At 58.3% G+C, this 23,464-nt stretch carries 20 protein-coding genes; 14 read left to right on the top strand and 6 right to left on the bottom strand.

Going from position 1 to position 23,464, the window contains the following annotated elements:
* The first annotated feature begins 166 nt into the window (after positions 1-166).
* Complete coding sequence (locus ACYVIT_RS21585) at positions 167-1,135, top strand: Bug family tripartite tricarboxylate transporter substrate binding protein (protein WP_415804527.1); 969 nt, start codon at positions 167-169, stop codon at positions 1,133-1,135.
* A 30-nt stretch (positions 1,136-1,165) separates the two neighbouring features.
* Complete coding sequence (locus ACYVIT_RS21580) at positions 1,166-1,846, top strand: RraA family protein (RefSeq protein ID WP_415804526.1); 681 nt, start codon at positions 1,166-1,168, stop codon at positions 1,844-1,846.
* 40 nt (positions 1,847-1,886) lie between these two features.
* Here ACYVIT_RS21580 and ACYVIT_RS21575 read toward each other — a convergent pair whose 3' ends face one another.
* The 3 genes from ACYVIT_RS21575 to ACYVIT_RS21565 all read right to left on the bottom strand — a co-directional run bounded on the left by ACYVIT_RS21575 (position 1,887) and on the right by ACYVIT_RS21565 (position 5,881).
* On the bottom strand, positions 1,887-2,546 hold the full coding sequence (locus tag ACYVIT_RS21575) for a GntR family transcriptional regulator (RefSeq protein ID WP_415804525.1): 660 nt from the start codon (positions 2,544-2,546) through the stop codon (positions 1,887-1,889).
* Positions 2,547-2,835: 289 nt separating this feature from the next.
* Positions 2,836-4,881: a hypothetical protein gene (locus ACYVIT_RS21570; protein WP_415804524.1), complete on the bottom strand. Its 2,046-nt coding sequence runs from the start codon at positions 4,879-4,881 to the stop codon at positions 2,836-2,838.
* A gap of 121 nt (positions 4,882-5,002) precedes the next feature.
* Entirely contained in the window at positions 5,003-5,881 is an 879-nt protein-coding gene (locus tag ACYVIT_RS21565) for an IclR family transcriptional regulator (protein ID WP_415804523.1), read from the bottom strand.
* A 187-nt stretch (positions 5,882-6,068) separates the two neighbouring features.
* On the opposite strand from ACYVIT_RS21565, the gene ACYVIT_RS21560 reads away from it, so the two are divergent.
* The 11 genes from ACYVIT_RS21560 to ACYVIT_RS21510 all read left to right on the top strand — a co-directional run bounded on the left by ACYVIT_RS21560 (position 6,069) and on the right by ACYVIT_RS21510 (position 18,136).
* Positions 6,069-7,238 carry a CobW family GTP-binding protein gene (locus ACYVIT_RS21560; RefSeq protein ID WP_415804522.1) on the top strand — a complete coding sequence of 390 codons (1,170 nt, stop codon included), beginning with the start codon at positions 6,069-6,071 and terminating at the stop codon, positions 7,236-7,238.
* Between the two features lie 3 nt (positions 7,239-7,241).
* Complete coding sequence (locus tag ACYVIT_RS21555; RefSeq protein ID WP_415804521.1) at positions 7,242-8,627, top strand: dihydroorotase; 1,386 nt, start codon at positions 7,242-7,244, stop codon at positions 8,625-8,627.
* Positions 8,624-9,304 carry an isochorismatase family protein gene (locus ACYVIT_RS21550; RefSeq protein ID WP_415804520.1) on the top strand — a complete coding sequence of 227 codons (681 nt, stop codon included), beginning with the start codon at positions 8,624-8,626 and terminating at the stop codon, positions 9,302-9,304. Before ACYVIT_RS21555 ends, ACYVIT_RS21550 begins: the two co-directional genes overlap by 4 nt.
* 68 nt (positions 9,305-9,372) lie before the next feature.
* Positions 9,373-10,497, top strand: coding sequence for an ABC transporter substrate-binding protein (locus ACYVIT_RS21545; RefSeq protein ID WP_460478288.1), 1,125 nt, complete (start codon positions 9,373-9,375; stop codon positions 10,495-10,497).
* A 59-nt stretch (positions 10,498-10,556) separates the two neighbouring features.
* Complete coding sequence (locus tag ACYVIT_RS21540; RefSeq protein ID WP_415804518.1) at positions 10,557-11,477, top strand: branched-chain amino acid ABC transporter permease; 921 nt, start codon at positions 10,557-10,559, stop codon at positions 11,475-11,477.
* Positions 11,478-11,497: 20 nt separating this feature from the next.
* Positions 11,498-12,373, top strand: a complete 876-nt coding sequence (locus tag ACYVIT_RS21535; protein ID WP_415804517.1) for a branched-chain amino acid ABC transporter permease — start codon at positions 11,498-11,500, stop codon at positions 12,371-12,373.
* Complete coding sequence (locus ACYVIT_RS21530) at positions 12,366-13,124, top strand: ABC transporter ATP-binding protein (RefSeq protein WP_415804516.1); 759 nt, start codon at positions 12,366-12,368, stop codon at positions 13,122-13,124. The genes ACYVIT_RS21535 and ACYVIT_RS21530 overlap by 8 nt, the downstream gene beginning before the upstream one ends.
* Positions 13,125-13,146: 22 nt before the next feature.
* On the top strand, positions 13,147-13,842 hold the full coding sequence (locus tag ACYVIT_RS21525; protein ID WP_415804515.1) for an ABC transporter ATP-binding protein: 696 nt from the start codon (positions 13,147-13,149) through the stop codon (positions 13,840-13,842).
* Positions 13,827-15,248 carry an MmgE/PrpD family protein gene (locus ACYVIT_RS21520; protein WP_415804514.1) on the top strand — a complete coding sequence of 474 codons (1,422 nt, stop codon included), beginning with the start codon at positions 13,827-13,829 and terminating at the stop codon, positions 15,246-15,248. Before ACYVIT_RS21525 ends, ACYVIT_RS21520 begins: the two co-directional genes overlap by 16 nt.
* Positions 15,249-15,347: 99 nt before the next feature.
* The gene (locus ACYVIT_RS21515; protein WP_415804513.1) at positions 15,348-16,766 is read left to right on the top strand and encodes an FAD-dependent oxidoreductase; all 1,419 of its coding nucleotides are present in this window, start codon (positions 15,348-15,350) and stop codon (positions 16,764-16,766) included.
* Positions 16,763-18,136, top strand: a complete 1,374-nt coding sequence (locus tag ACYVIT_RS21510; protein WP_415804512.1) for an MmgE/PrpD family protein — start codon at positions 16,763-16,765, stop codon at positions 18,134-18,136. The genes ACYVIT_RS21515 and ACYVIT_RS21510 overlap by 4 nt, the downstream gene beginning before the upstream one ends.
* Positions 18,137-18,181: 45 nt before the next feature.
* Here ACYVIT_RS21510 and ACYVIT_RS21505 read toward each other — a convergent pair whose 3' ends face one another.
* Both ACYVIT_RS21505 and ACYVIT_RS21500 read right to left on the bottom strand, forming a co-directional pair.
* Complete coding sequence (locus ACYVIT_RS21505; RefSeq protein ID WP_415804511.1) at positions 18,182-19,156, bottom strand: Bug family tripartite tricarboxylate transporter substrate binding protein; 975 nt, start codon at positions 19,154-19,156, stop codon at positions 18,182-18,184.
* A gap of 157 nt (positions 19,157-19,313) precedes the next feature.
* Positions 19,314-20,222, bottom strand: coding sequence for a helix-turn-helix domain-containing protein (locus tag ACYVIT_RS21500; RefSeq protein ID WP_415804510.1), 909 nt, complete (start codon positions 20,220-20,222; stop codon positions 19,314-19,316).
* A 275-nt stretch (positions 20,223-20,497) separates the two neighbouring features.
* Here ACYVIT_RS21500 and ACYVIT_RS21495 point away from each other — a divergent pair, with 275 nt between their 5' ends.
* On the top strand, positions 20,498-21,769 hold the full coding sequence (locus ACYVIT_RS21495) for an ankyrin repeat domain-containing protein (RefSeq protein WP_415804509.1): 1,272 nt from the start codon (positions 20,498-20,500) through the stop codon (positions 21,767-21,769).
* Between the two features lie 95 nt (positions 21,770-21,864).
* Here the strand turns inward: ACYVIT_RS21495 and gshA are convergent, their stop codons facing one another.
* Entirely contained in the window at positions 21,865-23,439 is a 1,575-nt protein-coding gene (gshA, locus tag ACYVIT_RS21490) for a glutamate--cysteine ligase (RefSeq protein WP_415804829.1), read from the bottom strand.
* Positions 23,440-23,464: the final 25 nt, after the last annotated feature.

The following is a 23,464-nucleotide window of genomic DNA, read 5'->3' as shown; positions in this document are numbered from 1 at the left end:
CGCCGCGCCTTGGTGTAGCATGCGCGGCGCATTGGATGTTCACGTCAACGCCGCGCCAAGTAAAACAGATACCGAGCAACGCAACGCTACGACTGTGCAAAGAAAATGATGCGCCAGGCAAACGCCGTGTTGACGTGGCTATGCTTACGATAGAAAGAGGAAGACAATGAAAGTCGTGAAAAAAATGATGGCAGCCGCCGTGCTGGTATCGTGCTCGGCCGCCGCTCTGGCAGCCGATATGGCGGGTTCGCCTATTACGTTTATTTCACCGTTTCCACCGGGCGGTGGTACCGACACGCTGACCCGTATGATGGCAACGGCTATCGGCCAGGATCAGGGTTGGAACATCGTCGTCGAGAACAAGCCGGGGGCGGGTGGTAATCTGGCGTTGGACGCCACAGCACGTGCAAAGCCAGACGGCCACACGCTGGTCATGGCGCAGACCGACAACATCGTGCTCAATCCGTGGCTATATAAAAAGCTGAGCTACGACACCTTCAAGGATTTCAAGCCGGTCGGATTGGTCGCCTCGTCTCCCAGCGTGTTTGTGGTGCTGCCCGACTCTCCCTATAAAACCCTGGATGATGTGGTGAAAGCTGCCAAGGCCAAGCCGGGCGAGGTGTCTCTGGGCATCCCCGGCATCGGCGGCAGCGGAGATTTGATTGGTTATCTATGGCGCAGCGCCGCCGGTATGGAGCTCATGCATGTGCCATATCGTGGCTGGTCGCAGGCCTTTCCCGATTTGATGAGCGGCCGTATCGTGCTGTACACCGGATCCGTCGCGTCGCTGTTGCCGCAGATCAGCAGCGGTAAGGTCCGTGCGCTGGCTGTGGTCGCCGATGAGCGTTCGCCGGCACTGCCCGACGTGCCGACCTTCGTGGAAAGCGGGTTCAAGACCATTAACCAGACGATTTGGTGGGGTTTGATGGCGCCGGGTCAAACGCCCGACGACGTCATTGCTACCCTGAACGGTGCGGTCAATCAGGCGTTGGGCAAACCCGAGCTGGTCAAGAAACTGGAGCAGGCTGGTTATAGTGTCATGAAAGGCACGCCCGAGGACCTGGCGAAACGCCATCGTATCGATCACGATGTCTTTGGCAAAGTGGTGCAGCAAGCCGGTATCCCGCAGCAATAAAGATATTCGTCCTTTTTTTGGAGCGCTTTCATGATCGGTTTTGAAATTCTTTCCCGCAAGCGCGCCGTCAGCGCCGAACTCGTCGAGAAATTTCGCAAGTTGCCGGTGGCAAACATCAGCGACTGCATGTCGCGCATGGCTGCGGGTGGCGCACGCCTGCGACCCATGCATGATGGTACGTTGCTGGCCGGCCCCGCCCTGACGGTGCGCACGCGCCCGGGTGACAATCTGATGGTGCACAAGGCGTTGGGTCTGGCTCAGCCTGGCGATGTGATTGTGGTCGATGCCGGCGGCGATCTGACCAACGCCATTATCGGTGAAATCATGACGTCGTATGCCGAGTCGCGTGGTATCGCAGGCATCATCATCAACGGTGCCATTCGTGACTCCGGTGCGATCCGTCGCAGTGCCTTTCCGGTATATGCCGCGGGCGTGACGCATCGCGGCCCGTACAAGGATGGACCGGGCGTGCTCAACGGCACGGTCGCGCTCGATGGAATGACGATCGAGCCGGGCGATCTGATTCTGGGTGACGAGGATGGTCTGCTGTGCATTCCGTTCGATCAAGCCGAGGAAATCTACCAAAAGGCCTCTGCCAAGCACGCAGCAGAAGAAGTCACATTGGCGGAGATCTCTGCGGGTAAGCTGGATACGTCCTGGGTCGATGCACGCTTGCAGGAATTGGGCTGCGCGCTGCCTGCTCAGAAATAAGCAGACAGGCACCACGTCCGTCCGACGGTCCCAAGGTCTGCTAGCCGGGCTTTGGGGCCGTTTTGCGTTGATTACGGAACAGACGATGCGTGGCTGCCAAGTGCAGCCGCATGGCGCTTTCCGCATAGTCCGCGTCGCGCGCGCGTATGGCGGCGATGATCTGGTTGTGCTGTTCCACGCTGCTCAACATATCGTCTCGGCTGTAGAAATAGAACGATCCGATGATGATGGGCATGTCCAGCAGGTTTTCGACCAAAGTACGCACGCGAGCGGATTGCGCAGCGGCCAGCAAGGCGTGATGAAAGCGGTTGTTGTAGTGCTGTACTTGCGCGACGTGATCTTCGTCCTGGGACTGCACTGCGTGCAGCATGCTGGCGTTGATGCTCGTCAGTTCGTCGATCTGCTCGGCACTGGCGCGTATGGCCGCCGAGCGTGCGGCATAGGGCTCTAGCAGCAGGCGCAATTCGAAAGCCTCAGTGATGTCGCGATCGAGCCAGCCCAGGACGACGGCGCCACGGCGTTCCTCGCGAGTGACCAAGCCGTCATTGACCAATCGTTCGATCGCGTTGCGCACTGGCGTGCGACTAACGTCGAGTTCGCTGGCGATATGTTCCTCGCGCAAACGCTCGCCCGGCAAAAATGCGCCGGACATCAATCGGCGGCGAAGCTCTGCATAGACCAGATCGCTGGCGCTAGGCATGTTCGAAGTCTCTGGCAGAGGAAGAGATAGTCATGATGGTTGTGTTGCCGTCGCGGCCTGCTCGCGTTTCGAGATGTGTGGTTATGGTGATTATGACGTGCTCGTGCAGGCAAGAAAAGAGGAGTTCGCTCTCGGGGGTATCAAGAGATGGGCGAAAATCCGGCGCTGACACATCGATACTAGAGGCGTAGAAAAAAATACGCTGAACGACCCCTGGTTTCAGGGCCGTTCAGCGTGAAGTGATACGGTGTTTACGGGAGTTCTACAACATTGGTCAGCAACATCCCGCTCACACCACACGCTGCCTGAAGTCCGGGTGTTCCCAATTTTCCAGCCGCTCCAGTTGTTGCTGTTCGTTTTGAGCGAGTCTGGCGTGACGCGTGAGTTCAGCGATGACAGACGCATGCGCGGTGGCCAACTCCTCTTTTGACATGTTCTGATAGTCACTGGCCGCGAGTATTGAGTGATCCGCGTGGTGTACTCGGCGCGGGGTCTGCATGCGATTGGCGATATGGTCGTCGTCTCGCAAGGGGATGATTGCAGGCTGAATGCCGAACGTGGCCGGGGCGTTCACCAAGCGCATGCGTAGCACGAAGCCCCCTGTTTTTTCGTCTACGGTGCGCTCGAACTGTACGCCACGGCTGCCGCGTGGAAAGCCCGCATAATAATCATGCAACTGAAAGAGGCCTGGTTCCAGGGTGCCGTGCTGTTCTGTGGCATCGACCATACTGACGGTATAAGCCGTCGGCGCCTGCATCAGGAATTGATAAAAATGACCCTGAGGATCGTCGATCGATAAGCTATTGTCTGGCAACCGGCGCACGGTTGGAGCAGCTGCGTCGCGAGCGATGTCTTTAGGATGGTCTGCTGCGGCATCGAGATACCATGCCAAGGCACGCGTGGTCGTTAGATTCGAGGTGACTGTCTTCGGACCGCTGGCGCCTGAGAATACGACAGACCCAGGCGTGGGATCGTCGCTGATGACCAGCGCACGAGCGATGTTCTGGCCTATATGAAGCTGGTTACGAACCTCAGCCTGCGGTGGCGCAAAACCGCAAGCTTCGCGGTATTGATTCTGCGAGTTGCGATAGCTGACATTGACGATACTGGCACCCTCGCTGGGCACGGAGAGAGTCTGGATCAGGGATCTCCCTTCTCCATTTTGATAGGCGATCTCTGCCCGGTACGCGGTATAGCGGTCTAATAGAGCGCCGGGGATTGCGATGACGCGATGGATCGTTTGACTCGCACTGGACAGGCCGTATCCGATGGCGTTGGAAAGGCTGGCGTTGACGGTGGTAAAGAGCTCTTGAAATGCCTGTTGTGCGCTGGCGAGCGTGGACAGAGATTGCTGGCGTTGTGCGCCATCGCCCATGTTCACGGAGTCCATGCAGCGGCCGGCGGCATTGGCGTATGGGGTGGTTACCGGTACAGCCGAAGCCCGATGCATGGCCGCGGTGAGCGTCTCGAGTCTGGTTTCAAGCGCTTGAACGCGTTGTCGGCGTTCCGCTGCTACGGTGACAATACGGTCCATCGCATTCTTGCGCATGGCTTCGTGTTGGACAAGCGGTTGGAGTTTGCGTTGGCGCTCTTCGACTGCCTGCATGGCGTCGCGAATGGCCAGGTTGACGGCATTTTGGCGTGCCTGGTCGGGAAGGTCGCGCACGGTAGTCAGGCCTAGGTAGCCGCCGCCGAGCAGGGCAGCCGCCTGTGCAAACAAATTCCCCGTCAGACCGGCAACATAGGGCAGGCCCGCCGCGACGGCGCCCCGGCCCATGGCGGAGGTCGCAGCGGCGGCGGCGCCTCTCAACGAATAGCCCCAAGACCGAGCATACTCGCTATTGGTTTGCTCGCGTGCCGGCTGCAAAGAGGAAGGCATGACGGGCTGATGGCGAGGATCTTGGCTTCGCAGTTCCCCGTCGAGCTCGCGCAGCACGCGATCGATTTCGTTGAGCAGCGTTTGGATTTCGGCACAGTTGCGTTCATAGAGCGACGGGCGCGGCGCGGGGACGGCTGACACAGTGGATAGCGTTGCGCCTTCCTGGATGGCGTCCGGGCCGGTTGAGAATAACCATTGAGCCCCATGAACGACCTGCAACGGAAGTGCGGCGAGACCGCTAAATAGAGCGGAAATCCCATTTGATGCTTTGGACGCCTCTGGCACGGAGACCGTGGTCGTGCCGGCGATCATGCTCGAACCCACCGCCTGCGCGGGTGGATGATTTTTGGCGGCGGCTGGGGTTGAGGGCTGATCAAAAGGATCGTGGCCGTTCAGATCGAATACGTTTTCCCCCAGATTGAAATCCGGGAGCCAGCTTTGAATGGGGAAGGACATGTATGCCTCGCTCGTGACAGAGAGAATCCGTGATCGGGATATCGAGGAGCTCGGCCCGAGCCGGTGAAGAATGCAATCCTTGGTAACTGTCAGCGAGCGTTTGGTTCCAGCCGCTAGCCGGCTAAGACAACGCGCTCAATATTTCTGAGGCACTTTCGCGCAAATGCCAATCCGCATAGGCTTCGCTGCTCAGTTGGCTGGAGAGTTCTGCGGCGCAATGTTGCAGGACTTCTACCTGATGTCTGCGAGGCGGATTCGGAATATTTTGGATCGAGCCTACGATGGACAGCGCTCCTGCCAGCTGATCGCCATTACGAAATATTGGCACGGCGATGGTGTTGACGCCGATCATCATTTCTCCGTCGCAGACCTCGTAGTACTGGCGTCGGATCAATTCCAGGCGCTGGCGGATCTGCGCTGGATCCGTGAGCGACCGGTCCGTTTCCGGGGGGAGCGATTCAGCAAGGCGGGCTTCTATGAGCGCGGGGGCCTGAAAGGCCAGGGTGAGCCGCCCCAGGGCCGAGCAGTGAGGCAGTGGCCGGTTGCCCGGCTTGACGCTGATCAAAATCCGGCCATAGATGTTTTCGACGGTGGCGATCACCATGGGGGTGCCATTGATAGGCACGGCCAGCACGGCGGTTTCTTTTAATTCATCTCGTATACGCACCATATAGGGCTCGGCCCGCGCTCTCAGGTCGAACTGGTTGCCGGCGGCTTCGCCCAGCTGGAATACGCGCCAACCCAAATGATAGCGATCTGTGGCGCGCTCCTGTTCGATCAATCCCATTTCTTTCAGGGTTGATAGATGGCGGTGAATACGGGGCTTTGTTTCGCTAAGGGCGTCTGCGAGTTCTGTGACGCCCATGGGCCGCTGTTGAGCAGCGAGCTCATCCAGGATACGTACGGCGACTTTTACGGCTTCGACGGAATTTGGGTTTTTTTCGATCATGTGGCGGTCTGAGCCGGGACTTAGCAGAGGATAGCGAGAATTTTGACGCATTTGCGCTCCGGAAGGGGGATCAGGCTGCAAGGCACCGTTTTGTTATGAACAGCGATATTTAATTTCTTCTAGCGTAACCGTAATCGCTTTGTTATGCTTGTTGAAATTAAATTTCGCTTGTCGTTATAGCTGGGTGAGATGGGCCAGGACGGGCGAGAAGCGTTTCAAGGGGGCGCAGCGCGTGTCTATGCGTATTGATTGCGATCTGCTGACGGGATACTTGGGCAGCGGCAAAACCACTTTGCTCAATGCATGGTTGCGCTCTCCGCTATCGGCTGGCACGGCGGTGGTGGTCAATGAGGTCGGCGAGATCGGGATTGACCAACTGGTGCTGGCGCAAGTGACCGATAACGTCATGTTGCTGGAGTCGGGATGCCTGTGCTGCACCCTGAGCGGCTCATTGAGAGAGACCTTGCTGGATGTGTGCGCTACTGCACGCGCACACGGCGCGCCGTTGCGCCGTATCGTGGTGGAGACCACCGGGTTGGCGGAGCCGCTGCCGATTTTGCATTCACTGCTGGGCGACAAGATTCTGACTGAAATCATTCGTCTGAATCAGGTGGTAGTGACGGTGGATGGGCAGCAAGGGTTGCGGCAGTTGGCGACTCAGCCGGAGTCAGTACGGCAGCTCGCTGCTGCCGAGTGCGTGGTGATCACCAAAGGCGATTTGGCGCCTGAGCAGGACATTCGTGAGCTGCGTGCGCTGATCCATCAGTTGAATACGACTGCAGTGGTACGAGACGCGGCGGGGGGCAGCCTGGCGGAAGAGATCTTTACCGCATCGGCGGGTAGCCTCCAGCGTGAAGCTGTGCTGACCGCCATCGCCGGAGAGCGAACGGAACATCCGTCGCAGCACTGCGATCATCACGGTGAACATCGGCATGGCTCGGAGCACGACGGTGCGCATCATCATGGCGACGATCACGAGCACAGTCGCTGTCAGGACGAGGCTACGCACCATATTGATGATGCAGCGGCACCGCTGTTTCATTCTCGCGTTTCCACGCTCGGATTTCATATCGATCATCCGATCGCATGGCCGGGACTGGCGGCCTGGTGGCATTTGGTTTCGAGTCACTATGGCGATCAGCTATTGCGCAGCAAAGGCTTGCTGCGCATGCAGGATACGGCCAGACCCTTTGTATTCATGCAGACCGTTGGCAAGGTTTTTCATACGCCGGACGTTTTGCAGGCATGGCCCGATGCGGATCAGCGTTCGCGCGTGGTGTGCATCGGTGTCGATCTGGAGCGTGCCTGGCTGGCGCAAAGTCTTTCCGCGCTGCTGATCGATGAGCCTGGGCTTTTGCCCAGCTCGCTGGCTGAACTTTCTCACTTTGTTCCCTCTCATTCGGAGTAACTGATGTCCCATGATTTCGTCTTGCGGGGTGGCATCGTCGTCGATGCGCAGCATGGCGAGCGTCCCTTGGACCTGTTGATTCAAGGCGGCCGTATTGCTGCACATCTGGTACCGGGCACTCCGGTCGGATCGGGCGTGCCAAAAGTTTCCGCACAGGGCCTGCATGTTTTCCCTGGATTGATCGATGCACATATCCATTTCGGCTTTGGCGAAAAAATCACCGAGTACGAGACCGAGACGATTTATGCCGCGCAGGGCGGGTTTACGACTGTCTTGGGATATTTTCTGAACAACGAGGATTACACGGACGTTTTTCGGCGCGAACAGGAATACGCCCGTACCCGTGCTCACGTTGATTATGGATTTCATTTCAGTGTCGCCAACGAAATGCATGTGCGGGAGCTGGCGGAGTATGTAGGCAAGTATGGTGTGACGTCGTTCAAGTACTTCATGAATTTCAAGGGCGAGGAGGGACGTTACCTCGGCTTGGATGGCACGGATGACGGCTATTTCTATGATCTGTTGGCGCAGGCCGCGCGATTGGGTGATGTCAAGGTCGTGTGTCATACCGAGAACATCGAGATTGTGAATCGCCTGCGTAAACGGTTTCAGGCCGAAGGGCGCGACACGTTGAAGGATTGGTCAGCCTCGAAGCCCGCGTTTACCGAGGCGGAAAACTGCGTGCGGGCGATGATGTTTGCCGAGCATCTGAACGCTCGTATCTACATTCCCCATTTGAGTACGCGTATGGCGTTGGACGAGGTGCGCAAGTGGCGGCAGCGCTATGAGCACGTTTATGTCGAGACGTGCCCACACTATCTGACACATGATGAAAATGCCGATATCGGGCCGGTGGGCAAGGCGAATCCACCGTTTCGCTCGAGTGATGATGTGCAGGCGATGTGGGAAGGGCTGAATGACGGCAGCATTGATGTGGTGGCGTCCGATCATGTGCCGCGTAAGAAATCGACCAAGGAGCGGCCGCTCTGGTTGGCATCGCAGGGATTCCCCGGAACGGCCACGATTCTGCCAGTGCTGTTATCTGAGGGTTACCACAAGGGTCGGCTCAGCCTGGCGCGTATTGCAGCGGTGCTGACACAGCGTCCCGCCGAGATTTTCAACCTGGATCCGGACAAAGGATCGCTGCAGATTGGCGCGCATGCGGATCTGACCTTGGTCGATCTGAACAAGGTTCGTACGGTCAGGGCGCAAGAGCTGGGATCCTACTCGGATTACAGCCTGTATGACGGCTGGGAACTGAAGGGATGGCCCGTGCGCACGATCGTACGTGGCGAGACGGTGATGCAAGACGGGAAAATTCTCGGAAAACCGGGCTACGGCCAGTATCTGAAGCGCAAACTGACATCGACGCAAGGGAATTCGCAATGAAGCCGTGGGACAACATTATCAGTGACGAAGAGCAGCGTGCCTATCGCGCCGCGGGTTTCGGGCGGCCGTCTGGCATCGGCGTGCGCCCCGCGTTGTTGATTATCGACGTGCAGTACCGCACTGTGGGGACAACGCCGCAGCCTTTCTGGGAAGCGATCAAGGAATTCCCTACGAGCTGTGGCGATGTGGGGTGGAAAGCGGTCGCGAATATTCAAAAGCTGCTGGCGGTATTCCGGGAAAAAAAATGGCCCGTTCTGTATCCACACGTCGCGCCGAAGAAGGCTACGGATGGTGGACGCCTGGCCGAGAAAGTCCCCGCGATCATGAATATTCCGGCGCATGGATATGAGTTCGTGAAAGAGGTGGCGCCGCGCGAGGGCGATGTGTTGTTGCCCAAAAAACATCCTAGCGCTTTCTTTGGTACGGCATTGGCCAGTCATCTGATCGATCTGCAGGCCGATACCTTGATCGTGACGGGTTGCACGACCAGCGGCTGCGTGCGAGGCAGTGTGGTGGATGCGTTTTCGTTGAATTTCAAAGTGATCGTTCCTGAGGATGCGGTGTATGACCGCAGTCAGGTGTCACATGCCGTGAATCTGTTTGATATGTCTGAAAAGTACGCCGATGTCGGTACGACCGCAGCGGTCATGGAAAAGCTGAACACAATCGGCGGTTGAACCGCCTGCACTCTCCCAAGGGGAATGACATGAGATACGCACGCAGGAAGATCGTTGCAGGACTTGCCTTGACCGCGACATGTTTGGGTTGGGTCGGTATGGGTTGGGCGCAAGCGGCAAGTAAAGAACCATTGAAATTCGGCTTGGCGATGCCGTTGACTGGCTCGCAAGCCCTGTTTGGTGCGGATCAAGCCAAGGCTGCGCAATGGGCTGTGCAGGACATCAATGCCAAGGGCGGCGTGGACGGTCATCCCCTCGAGATGATCTTGCTGGATACTCAGGCTGATCCCAGATTGGGCATCAACGCGGTGAACCGTCTGGTGAATGTAGACAAGGTGCCTGTGTTTGGCACGGCATGGAGCGCCGTTGTCAAAGCCGTCGCGCCGATTGCCAATCGCAGCGAGGTGCTGGCGTTGAGCGTCGGGGCGAATTCGCCGGAGATCGCCAAGCTGGGCGACTATCTTTATACGACCTATCCGCTGGCTGATGTGGATGTGGTCGCGCAGGCTCGCTATGCACGCGAAACGCTTAAAAAAGAACGCGCCGCGGTGCTGTACATTCACAACGATAGCGGGGTCGAGGGCGCGAAAATCTATCGCGATGCCTTTGAATCGCTCGGTGGAAAAGTTGTTGCATACGAGGCCTATGACGCGCAATCGACAGACTATACCGGTGCCTTGCTGAAGGTCAGGACCTCTAATCCGGACATCATCCATATCCAGGGCCTGGTCTCGGATCTGCCGCAGGTGATTGCGCAAATTCGCCAGTTGGGGATCAAACAGCCCATCTCGACGTACTCGGCTGGCTATAACCCCAAAGTCATCCAGCAGTTGGGTGCCGCTGCGGAGGGGTTGATGGTATCTGCTCTTGCGCCGTCTGCGGAACAGAATCCGCGCATTGCCGAGTTTGTCGAGCGTTGGCAGAAAACAGAGGGGCGCATTCCCAATGGCCTGCCTTATACCCAATATCTGTATGACATGCCGTACTTGATCGCCGATCTGTACGGGCATCTGCTCAAAAGCGGCAAGCCGTTGACGGGCGCCAATATGCGGCAAGCGTTGGTGGAGGTCGCGAATTTTGACTTGCCCATGACCGGAAAGCTGCAGGTCAGCGCCGATCATAGAGTGAAGAAGCCCGTTTATCTATTCGAAGTCAAGAACGGTGCGTTCACGCCATTGGCGACTGTCGAGTAAGCGGATAGCAACTGCGTGGATAAAAAAAGGCGGCGCGGGCCGCCTTGCTAGGAGCAGGAATGCTGGACTTCCAGACCTTATTGCAGATTTTCTGGACCGGCCTGGCCAATTCGACCTATGCGGTGCTGCTGGCGGCGGCTTTTGCATTGGTGTTGAAAGTGGTGAAGGTATGGAACTTCGCCCAAGCCGGCATGATGGGGATCGCGTACTACACGATGTATTGGGCCATTCAGAAACTGGGATGGCCAGCCTATGCCGCGCTGGCGCTAGGCGCCGGCGCGGCGATTGTCGCCGCCCTGGCAATGGAGATATTCGGGCTGCAGACTTTTCGACGTCGTCATTCGCCGCCATTGACGTTCTTTATTTTTACTTTGGTGATCTCGGAACTGGTGCAGTATGTGTTGGCGATGATCGCCGGTACGGAGCCGGTGTCGCTCGCCGCGAGCATCATGTCGACGTCTTATATTGTAGGAGGTGTGGTCGTCAGCGAATGGGATTTGAAGGCCATTGCGGCGACAGTGGTTTTGATGTCGATGCTGTTCTTCATCATGAGACGGACTCGCCACGGTCAGTACATGATCGCAGCGGCAGACAATCCGCATCTGAGCCGTCTCTATGGGGTCAATGTGCGTAAGGTCTATGCGTTGACCTTTGTGATAGCCGCTATCTTGATCGCCGCCGGGATGTACTTGTTTGGTACGCGAGCCTCTATGGTGCCCAATACGCCTCTGGAGATGATGTTGTTCGCGGTGATCGCTGCATTGTTGGGCGGCATGGGAAATGTATTCGGTGCTGCGATTGCCGCGGTATTTCTAGGCCTGCTGCGTGCGTTCAGCATTCTGGTCATTCCGTCGGCGTGGCAGAGCTTGATCTTGTACGCGCTGCTTTTCATCACCATTCTGTTTTTCCCGAAGGGAGTGCAGTTGGCAGGCTTGATGCGCAAAAGGCCGGTGGCCAAGTCCACAGCGTCTGGCGCCTGAGACACGGATCGGAGTCATACATGGAATACGTTGCGTCGCTTTTGGTTCTGATCGGGCTGTATATCGTTCTGGCATCCAGCTTTAATCTGATCATCGGTTTCGGCGGGTTGATCAGCATTGCGCATCCGATTTTTTTTGCGTTGGGTGCCTACACAGTCGGGGTGCTGAGCACGCAGTTCGGTTTGCACCCCGTATTGAGCATTGCCGCGGGATTCGTTGTGGCGATGTTGGCCTCGTTCATGTTGTCGTTGCCTTCGTTGCGCATATCAGGAGACTATTTACTGATTACCAGCATCGGATTTCAGCTGGGGTTGTTGGAAATTATCAAGAACCTGGATTTTGTCGGGGGTGCCAGCGGGCTTGGAGGGATTCCCAATATCGTGCAGGAGAATCGCAGCCTGGTGTTTGCGGCCATTGCGTTGGGGATTTCGGTGGTAGTGGTATTGGCCTTGCGAGCGTTGGTGCGCGGCCCATATGGCAGAGCGATTCAAGCGATGCGCGATGATGAGTTGGCATTCCTGGCGTTGGGCCGCAATGCCATGAATATCAAGATCGCCATTTTCGCGGTGGGTTCCGGAATCGCGGGAGTCGCAGGTGGGCTCTACGCCTACTACTACCAATACCTGACGCCGGATCAGTTTCAGATTCTGCAATCGGCCATGATTCTGACGATGGTGGTGGTGGGCGGTATGGGCTCGGTGTATGGGCCGGTGGTTGGGGCTGTGCTGCTGCTCTTGCTGCCCGAGGCGATCACGTTCCTGAATTTGCCATCCGCCATCATGGGGCCGTTGCAAGGGGTGATCTTTACTTCGTTGGTGATTCTGTTCCTGTTCCTGCGGCCACAGGGGTTGGTGCCTGCGAGCAAACGTCTTTCAGCCGAGGGCAGCCATGAGTAATGTGCTCAATTTGAATGGAGTATGCAAGCGCTTCGGTGGCGTGGTGGTGGCGGACCACATCACGCTGGAACTGAAAGCGGGCGAGATCCTGGGTTTGATCGGGCCGAACGGAGCAGGAAAGACCTCACTCTTTAATCTGATTTCCGGAGTGTTTCCGGCCGACAGCGGCTCGATGATGCTGGCAGGAAAATCTTTGTCAGGGTTGCCTTTGTATGCGCGGGCGCGGGCCGGCGTGGCCAGAACATGGCAGCACATGCGCTTGTTTGGTTCGTTGAGCGTTCTGGAGAACCTGTTGGTTGCGCCCACGGATTATCCAGGAGAGTCGTTGTGGCGTTTGCTCACGGCAGGGCCTTCGGTACGGCGTGCCGAGCAGCAGGCGAAAGAGCGTGCCATGCACATCCTGCAGCGGATGAAGCTATCAGCCATGGCCGACACGAACGTCAATGACATCACGTTCGGTCAGCAAAAGCTCGTGGGATTGGCGCGCGCATTGATGAGCCAGGGACCTTTGTTGCTGCTCGATGAGCCGATGGCTGGTGTGGAAGGCGCCGCCTACGAGACGATGCGCGAGATTGTGCGTGAGGAAGCCGCCTCGGGACGGGCGGTGTGTGTGGTGGAACACAACGTCTCGTTCATCAAGGATCTCTGCAATAGCGCCGTATTCATGGCACAGGGCAAGATCCTGGAGCGTGGTGATGTGGCGTCCTTGCTTGAGAGCAAGACATTGGCCGAACTGTACTTCGGCCAATGAGGGCCGCGCTTGGGGATATCGAATGCTGGAATTGAAAGATCTGAACGTGCACTACGGCAAACTGCATGTGCTGCACGACCTGAGTATTCAGGTGCCGGAAGGTCAGCGCGTCGGCATTTTTGGGCACAACGGCGCAGGCAAGACGACGTTGTTGCGTGCCTGCATGGGCGACCTGGAATATATGCAGGGAAATGTGCAATACCGTGGCAACGCGATCCGCGCCAATGAAGTGCATGTGAATGTCAACTATGGCATGGCCTTCGTTCCGCAGGGGCACAATGTATTCCGCGATCTGCAGGTGCAGCAGAATCTGAAGATCGCAGGGATGCGACATGAGCCGGCCGCGCGCAAACAGGCATTTGATGAAGTGTATGCACTGTTTCCATTGCTGGCGGAGCGTAGCGAGCAGGTCGCAGGTTCGTTGAGCGGCGGACAGCAGCAAATGCTGGCGCTCGGTATGGCGCTGATGACGCAACCGTCGATCTTGTTGCTGGATGAACCCACGATTGGCCTGGCACCAGTGATTGTGCGGGATGTGTTGGCCAGCGTCAGCGAAATCAACCGCAGCCGCAAGACAACCATCGTCATTGTCGAGCAGAATGTTCAAGCGACCTTGCAGAACGTTGATCGAGCCATCGTGATCAAGTCCGGCCGGATTATTTACGATGGAAAAAGCGCTGATTTATTGAGTCAGGAGAGCTTGTGGGATCTGTTCTGAATCCAACAGTCACCGATGCACGGCAACAGGCGGCAGACGCGTTTGACGGATGTGTGAGACGTATCGTCGCGACCGAGTGGCGAGATTTATCCGACACGGTGCGCCAACGCGCAGCCATGATCGTTGCGGATAACGTCGCGGCAGCATTCAGCGCGCTAGATGAGCCGCAGGTCGAAAAGTCTCGCAATGCTGTTCTGGCGCGGGAGCAAGGCGGCCCTGCGTCCCTCCTCGCGCCGCAGGGCACGCGCATCAGTGTCCATGCGGCCGCCACGCAGAATGCGTTGGCGATGGGTTGGAACGAATTGGACGAGGGCTATCGCAAGGCGGTGTGCCATGGCGGCTTGTACGTGCTGCCCGCGTTGATGGCCGTTGCCGAACAAGAGCGAGCGCCCGCGCAGGATGTGTTGCGGGCGTTGATACTGGGGTATGAGCTGGTGACGCGCGTCGCGCGAGCATGGAGCTTTGTGCCGATGCGCATTCACCCGCACGCGTTGCTGGCGCCGGTCGGGGCTGCAGCGGGTATTGCCATACTGCGGCGCTTGCCTGCCGACGACGTGCTCAGCGCGGTAGCAGGCGCCTGCACTATGGGAATGGTCGGGCCTTTCAATCAGGCGCTACAGGGTGTGTTGGTGAGAAATACTTGGGCGGCACACGGGGCTGCCATGGGTGTCCTGGCGGTGGAGCAGGCCCAGGCCGGCATTGGCGGATGGGCGTCGACGCCATATGACGTCTACGTTACCGCGTTGGGCGGCAGCACAAATGTGCCGGCTCTGACGGATGAGGATGAATGGGCGGTAGCGTCCGGCTACCAAAAGATCAACGCCTGCTGTCAGTATGCGCACTCGGCGGTCGAGGCAGTGCAAGCGCTGCTGGAGCGTGATGTCTCGTTGTTGGGCGGGGAGCAGATCAGCGAGATTCGGGTGCATGCACATCCCTTGGCTTATCCGCTGGATAACCGTTCGCCCAGCACGACATTGGGGGCCAAATTTTCTGTGCCGCATGCCGTGGCTGCGGCGTTGGTGCATGGACATGGCGGGGCACAGGCCTTTGACAATGCATCGTTGTCTGATCCTCGCGTTGCGCGGTTGCGTAGCAAGGTGGTCCTGGAGCCGTTTGCGGATGTACGGCCCTGGCCACTGGATCGCCCAGCGACCGTGACCCTGACGACGCCTGATGGGCAAGTGACGGAAACATGCTGGAGCGCGCGCGGAGGTCCAGACCGTCCGTTGGCACAACAGGATGTCTGGGAAAAAATCCGCTCGCTATGTGATCGCCACACGCCCCAGGCGATGTCGACGCTGCAAGCGTTGGTGAGTCAGGCCGGTGGGGCTGCTAGCGCGTCCGCAGGCATGCTGGATTTGCAGTGTTCATGGAACGATTGGATGCGGGCTTTGACGGCAGCGTAGCTGCGGCCCTCTGATTCGCGTTGCACACGCGGCGCACACAGGCGGGCGCGTATCGATAAGCCGTACCGGTGATGACCGAAAATTTAGAGGAAGAACCAGGTGATTCACGCTGTCATTGAAAAATCTCATCCCGGTCTGGAATGGGATATGGAAGTCGATGTATTGGTGGTCGGTGCCGGTGGATGCGGCTTGGCGGCGGCCATCGCCGCGCATGACGCAGGCGCGAGCGTGGCCATTCTGGAAAAACGTGAAAGGCCGGGTGGCAATTCGTCGTTGAGTACGGGCTCGGTGCCAGGAGCTGGAAGCCGTTTTCAGCGAGACGCGGGAATCGAGGATTCAGCCGAACGCATGGTGGCCGATCTGGAACGCACCGCTGGCCATAGCGAGTTGCCCGCGTTGACGCGCCGCATGGCCGGTATTTCCGCCGGCCTGTGCGAATGGCTGGTGGATGTGGTCGGCGCGCGTATGGCGTTGATCACGGATTATTGCCATGTCGGTCATTCTGTTCCGCGTTTGCATGCGCCGGTGTCGCGTCGAGGGCAAGATCTGGTGGACGATCTGTTGGCCGCGGTGTCAAAGCGCGATATTCCGCTGGCGGTGAATAATGCGGTGTCCACGTTGTATGTAGACGAGTCCGGCGCCGTGGTGGGCGCCGCGGTGACGGGACCAGGCATCGAAGCATCGAAAATCGCTGCACGCAATGTGATCCTGGCGACGAACGGCTTTGCCGCCAATCGTGATCTGGTCAAGAAATACTGCACTGAGATTGCGGGCGCCGAGTATTTCGGTGCATTGGGCAGCGAAGGCGAGGCCATGATCTGGGGGGAACAGTTGAACGCCAAGTTGGCGAACATGCGGGCCTACCAAGGGTATGCGGCGGTCGCGTATCCGCATGGGTCGCTATTGTCGTGGACGACGATTGAAAAGGGCGGCATTCTTGTGAATGCGGCGGGTGAGCGTTTCGGCAATGAGGATTTAGGGTACTCAGGCTATGCAAAACGCGTACTCGCGCAAGCGGGGCCCGTCTACGCGATCTTTGACGACCGCATCAAAGCGTTGGCCAGCAAAGAAGAAGAATTTCAAGAGCTGGTGGACCATCATGGGGTCAAAGGCAGCGACACTGTGCGAGGTCTGGCTGCGGTTTTCAACCTGCCTGAGGCCGCGCTGACTCGCACTCTGAACGACTACAACCGGGCTGCAGAAAATCAGCAGGAGAGTCGTGCTAAAGACCCACAGGGACGCTGTCATTTCGGTATGGCGCCGCTGACAGGAAAGCTCTGGATTTGCCGAGTGACACCCGGTTTGTTTCATACGCAAGGCGGCTTGGCTGTAGACGACATGGGCCGCGTACTGCGCGCAGACGGTTCGATTATCCCAGGGTTGTATGCCGGCGGCGGTGCCGCTGCCGGGATCAGCGGCAGCGTAGGCGCCGAGGGCTATTGTTCGGGAAATGGCTTGTTGACCGCGATCGGCCTGGGTTATCTGGCTGGGCGTAGCGCGGCAGGGGTCTCTGCATGAGTATCGCAACGAATACGGCCGCTTGGCGTATGGCGCAATTTGCGCGTCAGCTGACCTTGGAGGCTATTCCCCTTGATGTGCAGATGCTGGGGCGCTTGCATATAGCAGATGCAATCGGTGTGGGGTTGGCGGCATCGCATGTGCCCTCGCACCGCGCGTTCATGACAAAGCTGTTGACACAGTGCCCGCAGGGCGGAAAGTCAACAGTACTCGGAGCCACGGACACTGTATTTCCCGATACGGCGGCGTTGGTCAACGGTACGTCCATTCATTCGCTCGAATATGACGATACGCACATGCGTTCCATCGTGCATGGCAGTGCAGTGATTGTGCCGCCCATTCTGGCTGTGGCGCAGGAGCAAGGGCTGCCGCTGTCCGAGGTGTTGCGTTTGACTGTCGTCGGATGGGAATTGCTTGTCCGCGTCGGACAAGCGGCGGCAGGCGCATTTCAGCGCAGAGGGTTCCAGGTCACGTCGGTAGGCGGCGCTGTCGTCGCCGCGACATTGGCGGCAGCCGCTCGCGGAGCCGACGTACAGACCATTGCGCGTGCGGCAGGCATAGCAGGCAGCCAAGCCAGCGGTATCTTTGAGTTCTTGAGCGACGGGTCGAACGTCAAGGCTTTGCATCCGGGGTGGGCCGCTCATGCTGGAGTGTGGGCAGCCAATCTGGCTATGTCGGGGATGACAGGGCCGGCATCTGTGTTGGAGGGAAAACACGGGATATATGCAGCCTATGCAGACGATCGCTCTGCCGGTGACCGTTTGTCGAATGAGCTGGATAGCCTGGAGAAAGTTTGGGTGTTGCGTGAGGCGGCATTCAAATTCTATCCCTGCTGCCACTACATCCATCCTTATCTCGAGGCTGCAGGTCAGTTGCGTGAGCAGGCTGCAGGGACGGGGCAGCGCATCGTCGGTGCGCATTGCCTGGTGGCTGCCGGTGCAGGACTGGTGATCGCGCAGCCCTGGGAAAGGAAACAAGCGCCACGCGATACCAATGATGCGAAATACAGCCTGCCTTATTGTGTGGCGTTGGTGTTATTGAATCTGCCCGTCAATGTTAAAGCCATGACGACGGGACCGTTGAATGAGCAAGCGCTGAAATTGGCTGCACACATCAGTGCTGAACCTTGGGACGAGAGCGGCTTTCCCGAGCGTTTCGGTGCGGATTTGTCCGTCACCTTGGAGAACGGTGCGATCTTGCGCGCGAATGTTCCTCAGGTGATCGGCAGTGCAGAACGGCCTGCATCGGTTGAACAGGTGCAAGCAAAGTTCTTGAATAATGCGGGGTCGGCTATGCCGATGTCGCAGGCTCAGATATTGTGGGATGCTTTGTTGAATGACGAAGCCTTGCCTGTCTTGGTCTCGTCTTGAGTGCTTCTAGGGCGGGAATGTGGCCCGCCCCATGAAAGTGTTGCGTTACTCGACTGATGCGCCTGAAGCCTCTACGAGCGTTTTCCAGCGTCCTACGTCTTGCTCGACGTATTGTTGAAACTCGGCATGTTCGTTGCCAATCGGGTCGGCGCCCATCCCTTTCAATTTGGTTTGCACAGCGGGCGTGGCGACGCTTTCGGCAATGGCCTTGGACAAACGTTCTACCGTTTCGGGTGGTGTATTTGCACGGACGAATAGCCCGAACCAGGACCGTGCCTGCATGTCGGCGAACTGCGTTTCGGCAAAAGCAGGCACGTTCGGCAGGGCCGCATGCCGATCCTGGCCGGTGACAGCGATGGGGATAAGACGGCCTCCCTGGACTTGGGAGAGGACCTCCGGCAGGTTGGCGAACATGAATTGCACCTGGCCTCCGATGAGGTCATTCAGTGCCGGCGCACCGCCTTTGTACGGTACGTGGGTGGTCTGCCCGTGCGAAAGCGAGTTGAATTGCGCGCCGGCTAAATGGGCCGCTGTGCCAGTCCCCCCTGATGCGTACGCCATATGATTCCCGTTGTCTCGAATATAGGCGGATAGCTCTGCCGCCGTACGGGCGGGGACTTGGGGATTGACGACGAGGAGCAAGGGCACCGATGCGAGGTTGGACAGGCCGGTGAAATCCTTGGTCAGGCTGTAGTCGAGTTTGCGGTACAGCGTGGCGTTGATGGCGTGGCTGGATGTCGCCATGAGCAGGGTGTAGCCATCGGCGTCGGCACGTGCGGCGGTTGCGGCGCCAATATTGCCGTTTGCTCCTGCCCGGTTTTCTACGATAACGGGCTGGCCTAATTTACCGGCCATGGCTTGGGCGACCGTGCGGGCGATGACGTCGGTGGCGCCGCCTGCTGCAAAGGGCACGATGATCGTGACAGGGCGTTCGGGAAAGGCCGCAGTGGCGAAGCCGCACGCCAAAGCGAGGGGGGCGCACAGCAGAGATCGCCATAGGCGTGTACGGAGCTTGGACATGGAATGTCTCCTGAGTTATCGGTTTGCTGAAACTGTACGCAGAGACTGGGCACAACCGTCAGGACATATACGCGCTTGAGTTGTACTTTTTGGCGCAATGAAGGTATTTGGCCACTTCGTTACCGACGTGCTGTGCGGGAGTGGCGCTGAGCAGCGTTCAGGTGCGCAGGCTGAGATCGACTTTGCGGAATTCGCCGGGCGTCATGGCTGTGTGCTTCTTGAAAAATCGCGTGAAATAGGCGGGGTCTTCGAAATTGAGCTGAAACGCAATATCGGCAATGCCTGATTCGGTATTGCTGAGCAGCCGCTTGGCTTCCAGCAGCACACGGTCCTGAATCAGCTGGCTGGCCGTGCGCCCTGTAGCGCGTTTAGTGGCTTCGTTGAGCTGCCGGGCGCTGACGCAGAGCGCGCTGGCATATTGCTGAATGCTGCTGTACGCCAGATATTGCGTTTCGATCAATAAGGCGAAGCGCTTTACCAGCGGGTAGCTAGGGCCGGCAGTACGTGTACGTTCATCGATCGGATACACGCGGCGCAGTTGGGTCAACAGGATCAACAGGTAGGACCGTATGACGTCGTAGCGGCCGAGCTGCCGGCCTTGTTGTTCCTGTGCCATCGCCTGCAACAGGGGCAGCATGTCGTCGTGTTGATCGCGTGTGAGATAGAGTACCGGGTTGCCGTTGGTGGGGTGGAAAAACGGGAACTTGGCGATATCGTCCGCTCGCGGAAACATGTGTGTGAAGAAGGCTGTGCTGATATTCATCACATAGCCTTGCGGTGCAACCGATGATGTCCAGGCGTGTAGCTGCCCCGGGCTCAAGAAGAACACGGCGCCGTCGCGCACCTCCAGGTGTTGAAAGTCCAGCATGTGCGTGCCCTGCGCCCGGGACATCCAGAGGATATGGTAGTAGGCGTGGCGATGCGGAAACCCCCGCGGAATGCCTGGCTGATCCTGTAGCCGCGCCAAATCGAAATAAAACGATCCCTCGCCTGCGAAATCCGTGGATTCGAAGGTGGGGAAATCCGAGGGCGAGACGATCGCGCCTGTCTCAGCAACCGTTTTCATGGTGGGCGGTTCAAGCGAATTCAATAAGCAAGGTACAGAGTAAAAACTGTACACCAAGGAGGATTGTCTCGGAGGGGGGGCTCATGGGCATCCAGCGCGTAGAGATGGCGGACATCCTGTAGCCATTGGCGACCGTTATTTCCAGGCCGTGCGACATTCGCGAGTCGAGGACGGAACTCGCCGTGTCGAATCGTTACTCATGCGGGTATTTGCAATGATTTCAACGAGATGTTGCGCGATTCGGCTCGTGTGACACACTTTTACGGCCGGTATTCATGATGATTGCTAATTCTTTTGTCGCTGCCACCGATTCCGTCTCTGATCTGCTTGCTCGAGCGGGCGCCGGGATGATCCCTGATGACAATGCCGAGATGGAGCGCGTCCAGGCGCATCTCATGGTGTGCGTCTACGCCAAGGATGCGCCCGGCGTCAGAGCCATATTTGCGAGGAATGATATCAATAAAGTGATCAGCAGCCTGAGAGCACCGAGATATTTCCCGGTACATGCGGCTGCGGTCTCTGACAGTGACGCGGTATTGAGCGCTTTCGTCGATGTTCTCCCCACAGAGGGCTTGGACGTCCGGGACGAAAATGGACTGACGCCATTGATGTGCGCCGCACGGCACGGCCATGTCGCGGCTATCCATACGCTATTGGCAGGAAAAGCGTCCGTGGACGCGACGGATCCATCGGGCTACAGCGCACTGATGTGGGCAGCCATGTCCGGATATGTCGATGCGGTTAAGGTTTTGCTGGGGTACGAGGTGTACGCAGATGACGGCGCCCAGCCCCTGGGCATCGATAGACAGGACAATATCGGCGATACCGCGCTCATGCTGGCGATTCGTGCGGGGCACTACGACGTCGTAGAGGCGCTGGTCGCTCGCGGGGCAACCATCAACATTGCCAATGCTGACGGAGAGCGAGCGCTGAGCGTGGCCGTATCACTAGGGCGGCGGCGCGCGATCAGGCTCTTGTGTGAACAAAGGGACATCGATCTCAATGCCGTAGACCGCATGGGCCTGACGGTCATGATGCGGGCTGCGGATTATGCGGACCGGACGTACGACTCGTCGATTTTGAATCTCTTGATCGGACAGAACGCGAGGACCGATTTGAAAGATCGCGACGGATGTTGCGTGCTGCTGCGGGCGGCAAAGGGGCAGTCGGATATTGCCATCGAACATCTGATTGCAGGCGGAGCAGATATCCATGCGACGGATTCAAAAGGATGCACTGCTGTGGCGCTCGCTGCGAAGCACAATAATCTGTATGGGTTGAGATTCCTGCTCAAGCAACGCGGTGTGCGGATCGATATGCGAGACCACAGCGGACGCACGCCCTTGTTCCATGCTGTCGAGGCTGAAAACTACGACATGGTCAACGAGTTGATCCTGCATGGCGCAGATAGCCGCTTGTCCTACACCGTCATCGACGGCACAGTGCTGACGCTGGCACAGCGCCGCGGGGATAGGCGCATGGTGAAGCTCCTGCTGGACAACGGCGCCGGCAATGACGTCAGCGATATCGCTACGCTGGTCGGATAGGCCAACCAAGAAGAGGAAGGCGGTTCGGCAGTCGTTCGCTATACGAGGTCAGGTCAACTCATACGAATATGAGTTGACCTTTGGTGTTACGTTACTCAAGCCGATTTAGGCGCCTTCAATGCCGCGTGGTAGTACGCCACGTAGGTATCGAAATCGACGGTGTCGCTTTGTTCGAGATGTGCTTGTTCAGCATGTGATTGCCGTGCCGCCTCGGCATACGTCGCGGCGACGTCGGCGGGCAACGGCTGCGCACGCAGCGTGTCTGCGTGTTGGCGGCTGAGTCGCAGCGAATAATCGTGGAATGACAAGCCACTGTCGCGTAGGTCGCTGAGCAGGCGTGCGGAGGGCGTCTCGTCGGCATGGTCGAGCTTGTCTCGTTGAGCCTGCAGCGCGCGTGCATAGGCGTCCCCACCCAAGGCCTGGTCGTAGAGCGCCGCGTAGGGTGCGATCTGGTCCAGCAATTCATGGCCCCAGACGGGCAGCTCGATGGCGACGCCGTCACGATCTAGTCGCAAGCCGGGCTTGCGGCCCTCTTTGACTACGGTGGAAAAATTGTCTGCGCTGCGTTGGCAGTAGCCGTTTTGCGGGAAATAAGGGCTGTCCGATGCGGCACAGAACAACAAGAATGCGTCCATGAAGCGCGCCGTGTCCGCGGCGATGCCCACAGGCTGGGCGGGATCGATATCGAGGCAGCGCACTTCTACGTATTGCACGCCGCGTTCGGCCAGCGCGGTGATAGGCCGTTCGCAGCGGCCGGTGGCGCGCTTGGGTCGAATGCTGGAGTAGTACTCGTTTTCGATCTGCAGCACATTGGTGTTGAGCTGGATCCATTCGCCGTTGCGATGCGTTCCGATGGCTTGGTACTCGGGCCAAGGTTGGGACACGGCCTCGTACAGGCGGCCCAGAAAGGTATCGAGATCGTTGTAGCAGAGCTTGAGCTGCGATTGAGCTTTGTTCTGATAGCCCAGATCGCTCATTCGCAGGCTGGTAGCGTAGGGCAGATATAGCGTGTCGTTGCCCAGCGACTGCAACTGCTGGACATCGTCGCCCATGAATTGGCGCGACAGGGCGGGGGCGGCGCCAAACAGGTACATCAGCAGCCACGAGTAGCGCGTGAAGTTGCGGATCAGGCCGATGTAGCCGCGCGAGCGTTGCTCTTGCGGGTCAGGCGTGCCGGGATCCAGAATGCCCCATAGTGCATCGGGCAAGGAAAAGTTGTAATGCACGCCGGCGATGCACTGCATGGCCTTGCCGTAGCGTTCGGCAAGGCCGCGGCGATAGACGTGCTTGAGCATACCGGTGTTGGACTGGCCATACCAGGCGATGGGAATGTCGGCCTCGGCGGGCAGCGCCGCTGGCATGGACTGATTCCAGATGAGCTCGCCATCCAGCACGCTATAGACAAATCGATGGGTGTTTTCCAGCTCGGTCAGCAGAGTGTCGACACGATCGTGCGTGCCGGTGATGAGTTCGAGCAGGGCCTCGGAATAATCGGTCGTGACGTGTTCGTTGGTCAGCGCGGCGCCCAGCCCGGCCGGATGAGCGGTGTGGGACAGGCGGCCCTGGGTGTCGACGCGTAACCCTTCTTTTTCGATGCCGCGCAGAGTCTGGGCAAGCAGGGCGGTATGGGCCTGTAGGCGGGCCAAGCGGCTGGCAGTGGTATCGGTCACAGTCATATGAATATTCGGATATTGA

This window comes from Bordetella muralis, from assembly GCF_054781015.1.
Note: the sequence above shows the minus strand (reverse complement) of the source record. Positions and strands in the feature narration are given on the sequence as shown.

Excerpts from the sequence above, each read along its gene's own strand:
- ACYVIT_RS21510 (WP_415804512.1), top strand. The coding sequence starts at position 16,763 with ATGAGTATCGCAACGAATACGGCCGCTTGGCGTATGGCGCAATTTGCG.
- ACYVIT_RS21565 (WP_415804523.1), bottom strand. The coding sequence starts at position 5,881 with ATGCGTCAAAATTCTCGCTATCCTCTGCTAAGTCCCGGCTCAGACCGC.
- ACYVIT_RS21580 (WP_415804526.1), top strand. The coding sequence starts at position 1,166 with ATGATCGGTTTTGAAATTCTTTCCCGCAAGCGCGCCGTCAGCGCCGAA.
- ACYVIT_RS21525 (WP_415804515.1), top strand. The coding sequence starts at position 13,147 with ATGCTGGAATTGAAAGATCTGAACGTGCACTACGGCAAACTGCATGTG.
- ACYVIT_RS21585 (WP_415804527.1), top strand. The coding sequence starts at position 167 with ATGAAAGTCGTGAAAAAAATGATGGCAGCCGCCGTGCTGGTATCGTGC.
- ACYVIT_RS21495 (WP_415804509.1), top strand. The coding sequence starts at position 20,498 with ATGATGATTGCTAATTCTTTTGTCGCTGCCACCGATTCCGTCTCTGAT.
- ACYVIT_RS21570 (WP_415804524.1), bottom strand. The coding sequence starts at position 4,881 with ATGTCCTTCCCCATTCAAAGCTGGCTCCCGGATTTCAATCTGGGGGAA.
- ACYVIT_RS21535 (WP_415804517.1), top strand. The coding sequence starts at position 11,498 with ATGGAATACGTTGCGTCGCTTTTGGTTCTGATCGGGCTGTATATCGTT.
- ACYVIT_RS21540 (WP_415804518.1), top strand. The coding sequence starts at position 10,557 with ATGCTGGACTTCCAGACCTTATTGCAGATTTTCTGGACCGGCCTGGCC.
- ACYVIT_RS21560 (WP_415804522.1), top strand. The coding sequence starts at position 6,069 with ATGCGTATTGATTGCGATCTGCTGACGGGATACTTGGGCAGCGGCAAA.
- ACYVIT_RS21505 (WP_415804511.1), bottom strand. The coding sequence starts at position 19,156 with ATGTCCAAGCTCCGTACACGCCTATGGCGATCTCTGCTGTGCGCCCCC.
- ACYVIT_RS21555 (WP_415804521.1), top strand. The coding sequence starts at position 7,242 with ATGTCCCATGATTTCGTCTTGCGGGGTGGCATCGTCGTCGATGCGCAG.
- ACYVIT_RS21530 (WP_415804516.1), top strand. The coding sequence starts at position 12,366 with ATGAGTAATGTGCTCAATTTGAATGGAGTATGCAAGCGCTTCGGTGGC.
- ACYVIT_RS21575 (WP_415804525.1), bottom strand. The coding sequence starts at position 2,546 with ATGCCTAGCGCCAGCGATCTGGTCTATGCAGAGCTTCGCCGCCGATTG.
- ACYVIT_RS21550 (WP_415804520.1), top strand. The coding sequence starts at position 8,624 with ATGAAGCCGTGGGACAACATTATCAGTGACGAAGAGCAGCGTGCCTAT.
- ACYVIT_RS21500 (WP_415804510.1), bottom strand. The coding sequence starts at position 20,222 with ATGAAAACGGTTGCTGAGACAGGCGCGATCGTCTCGCCCTCGGATTTC.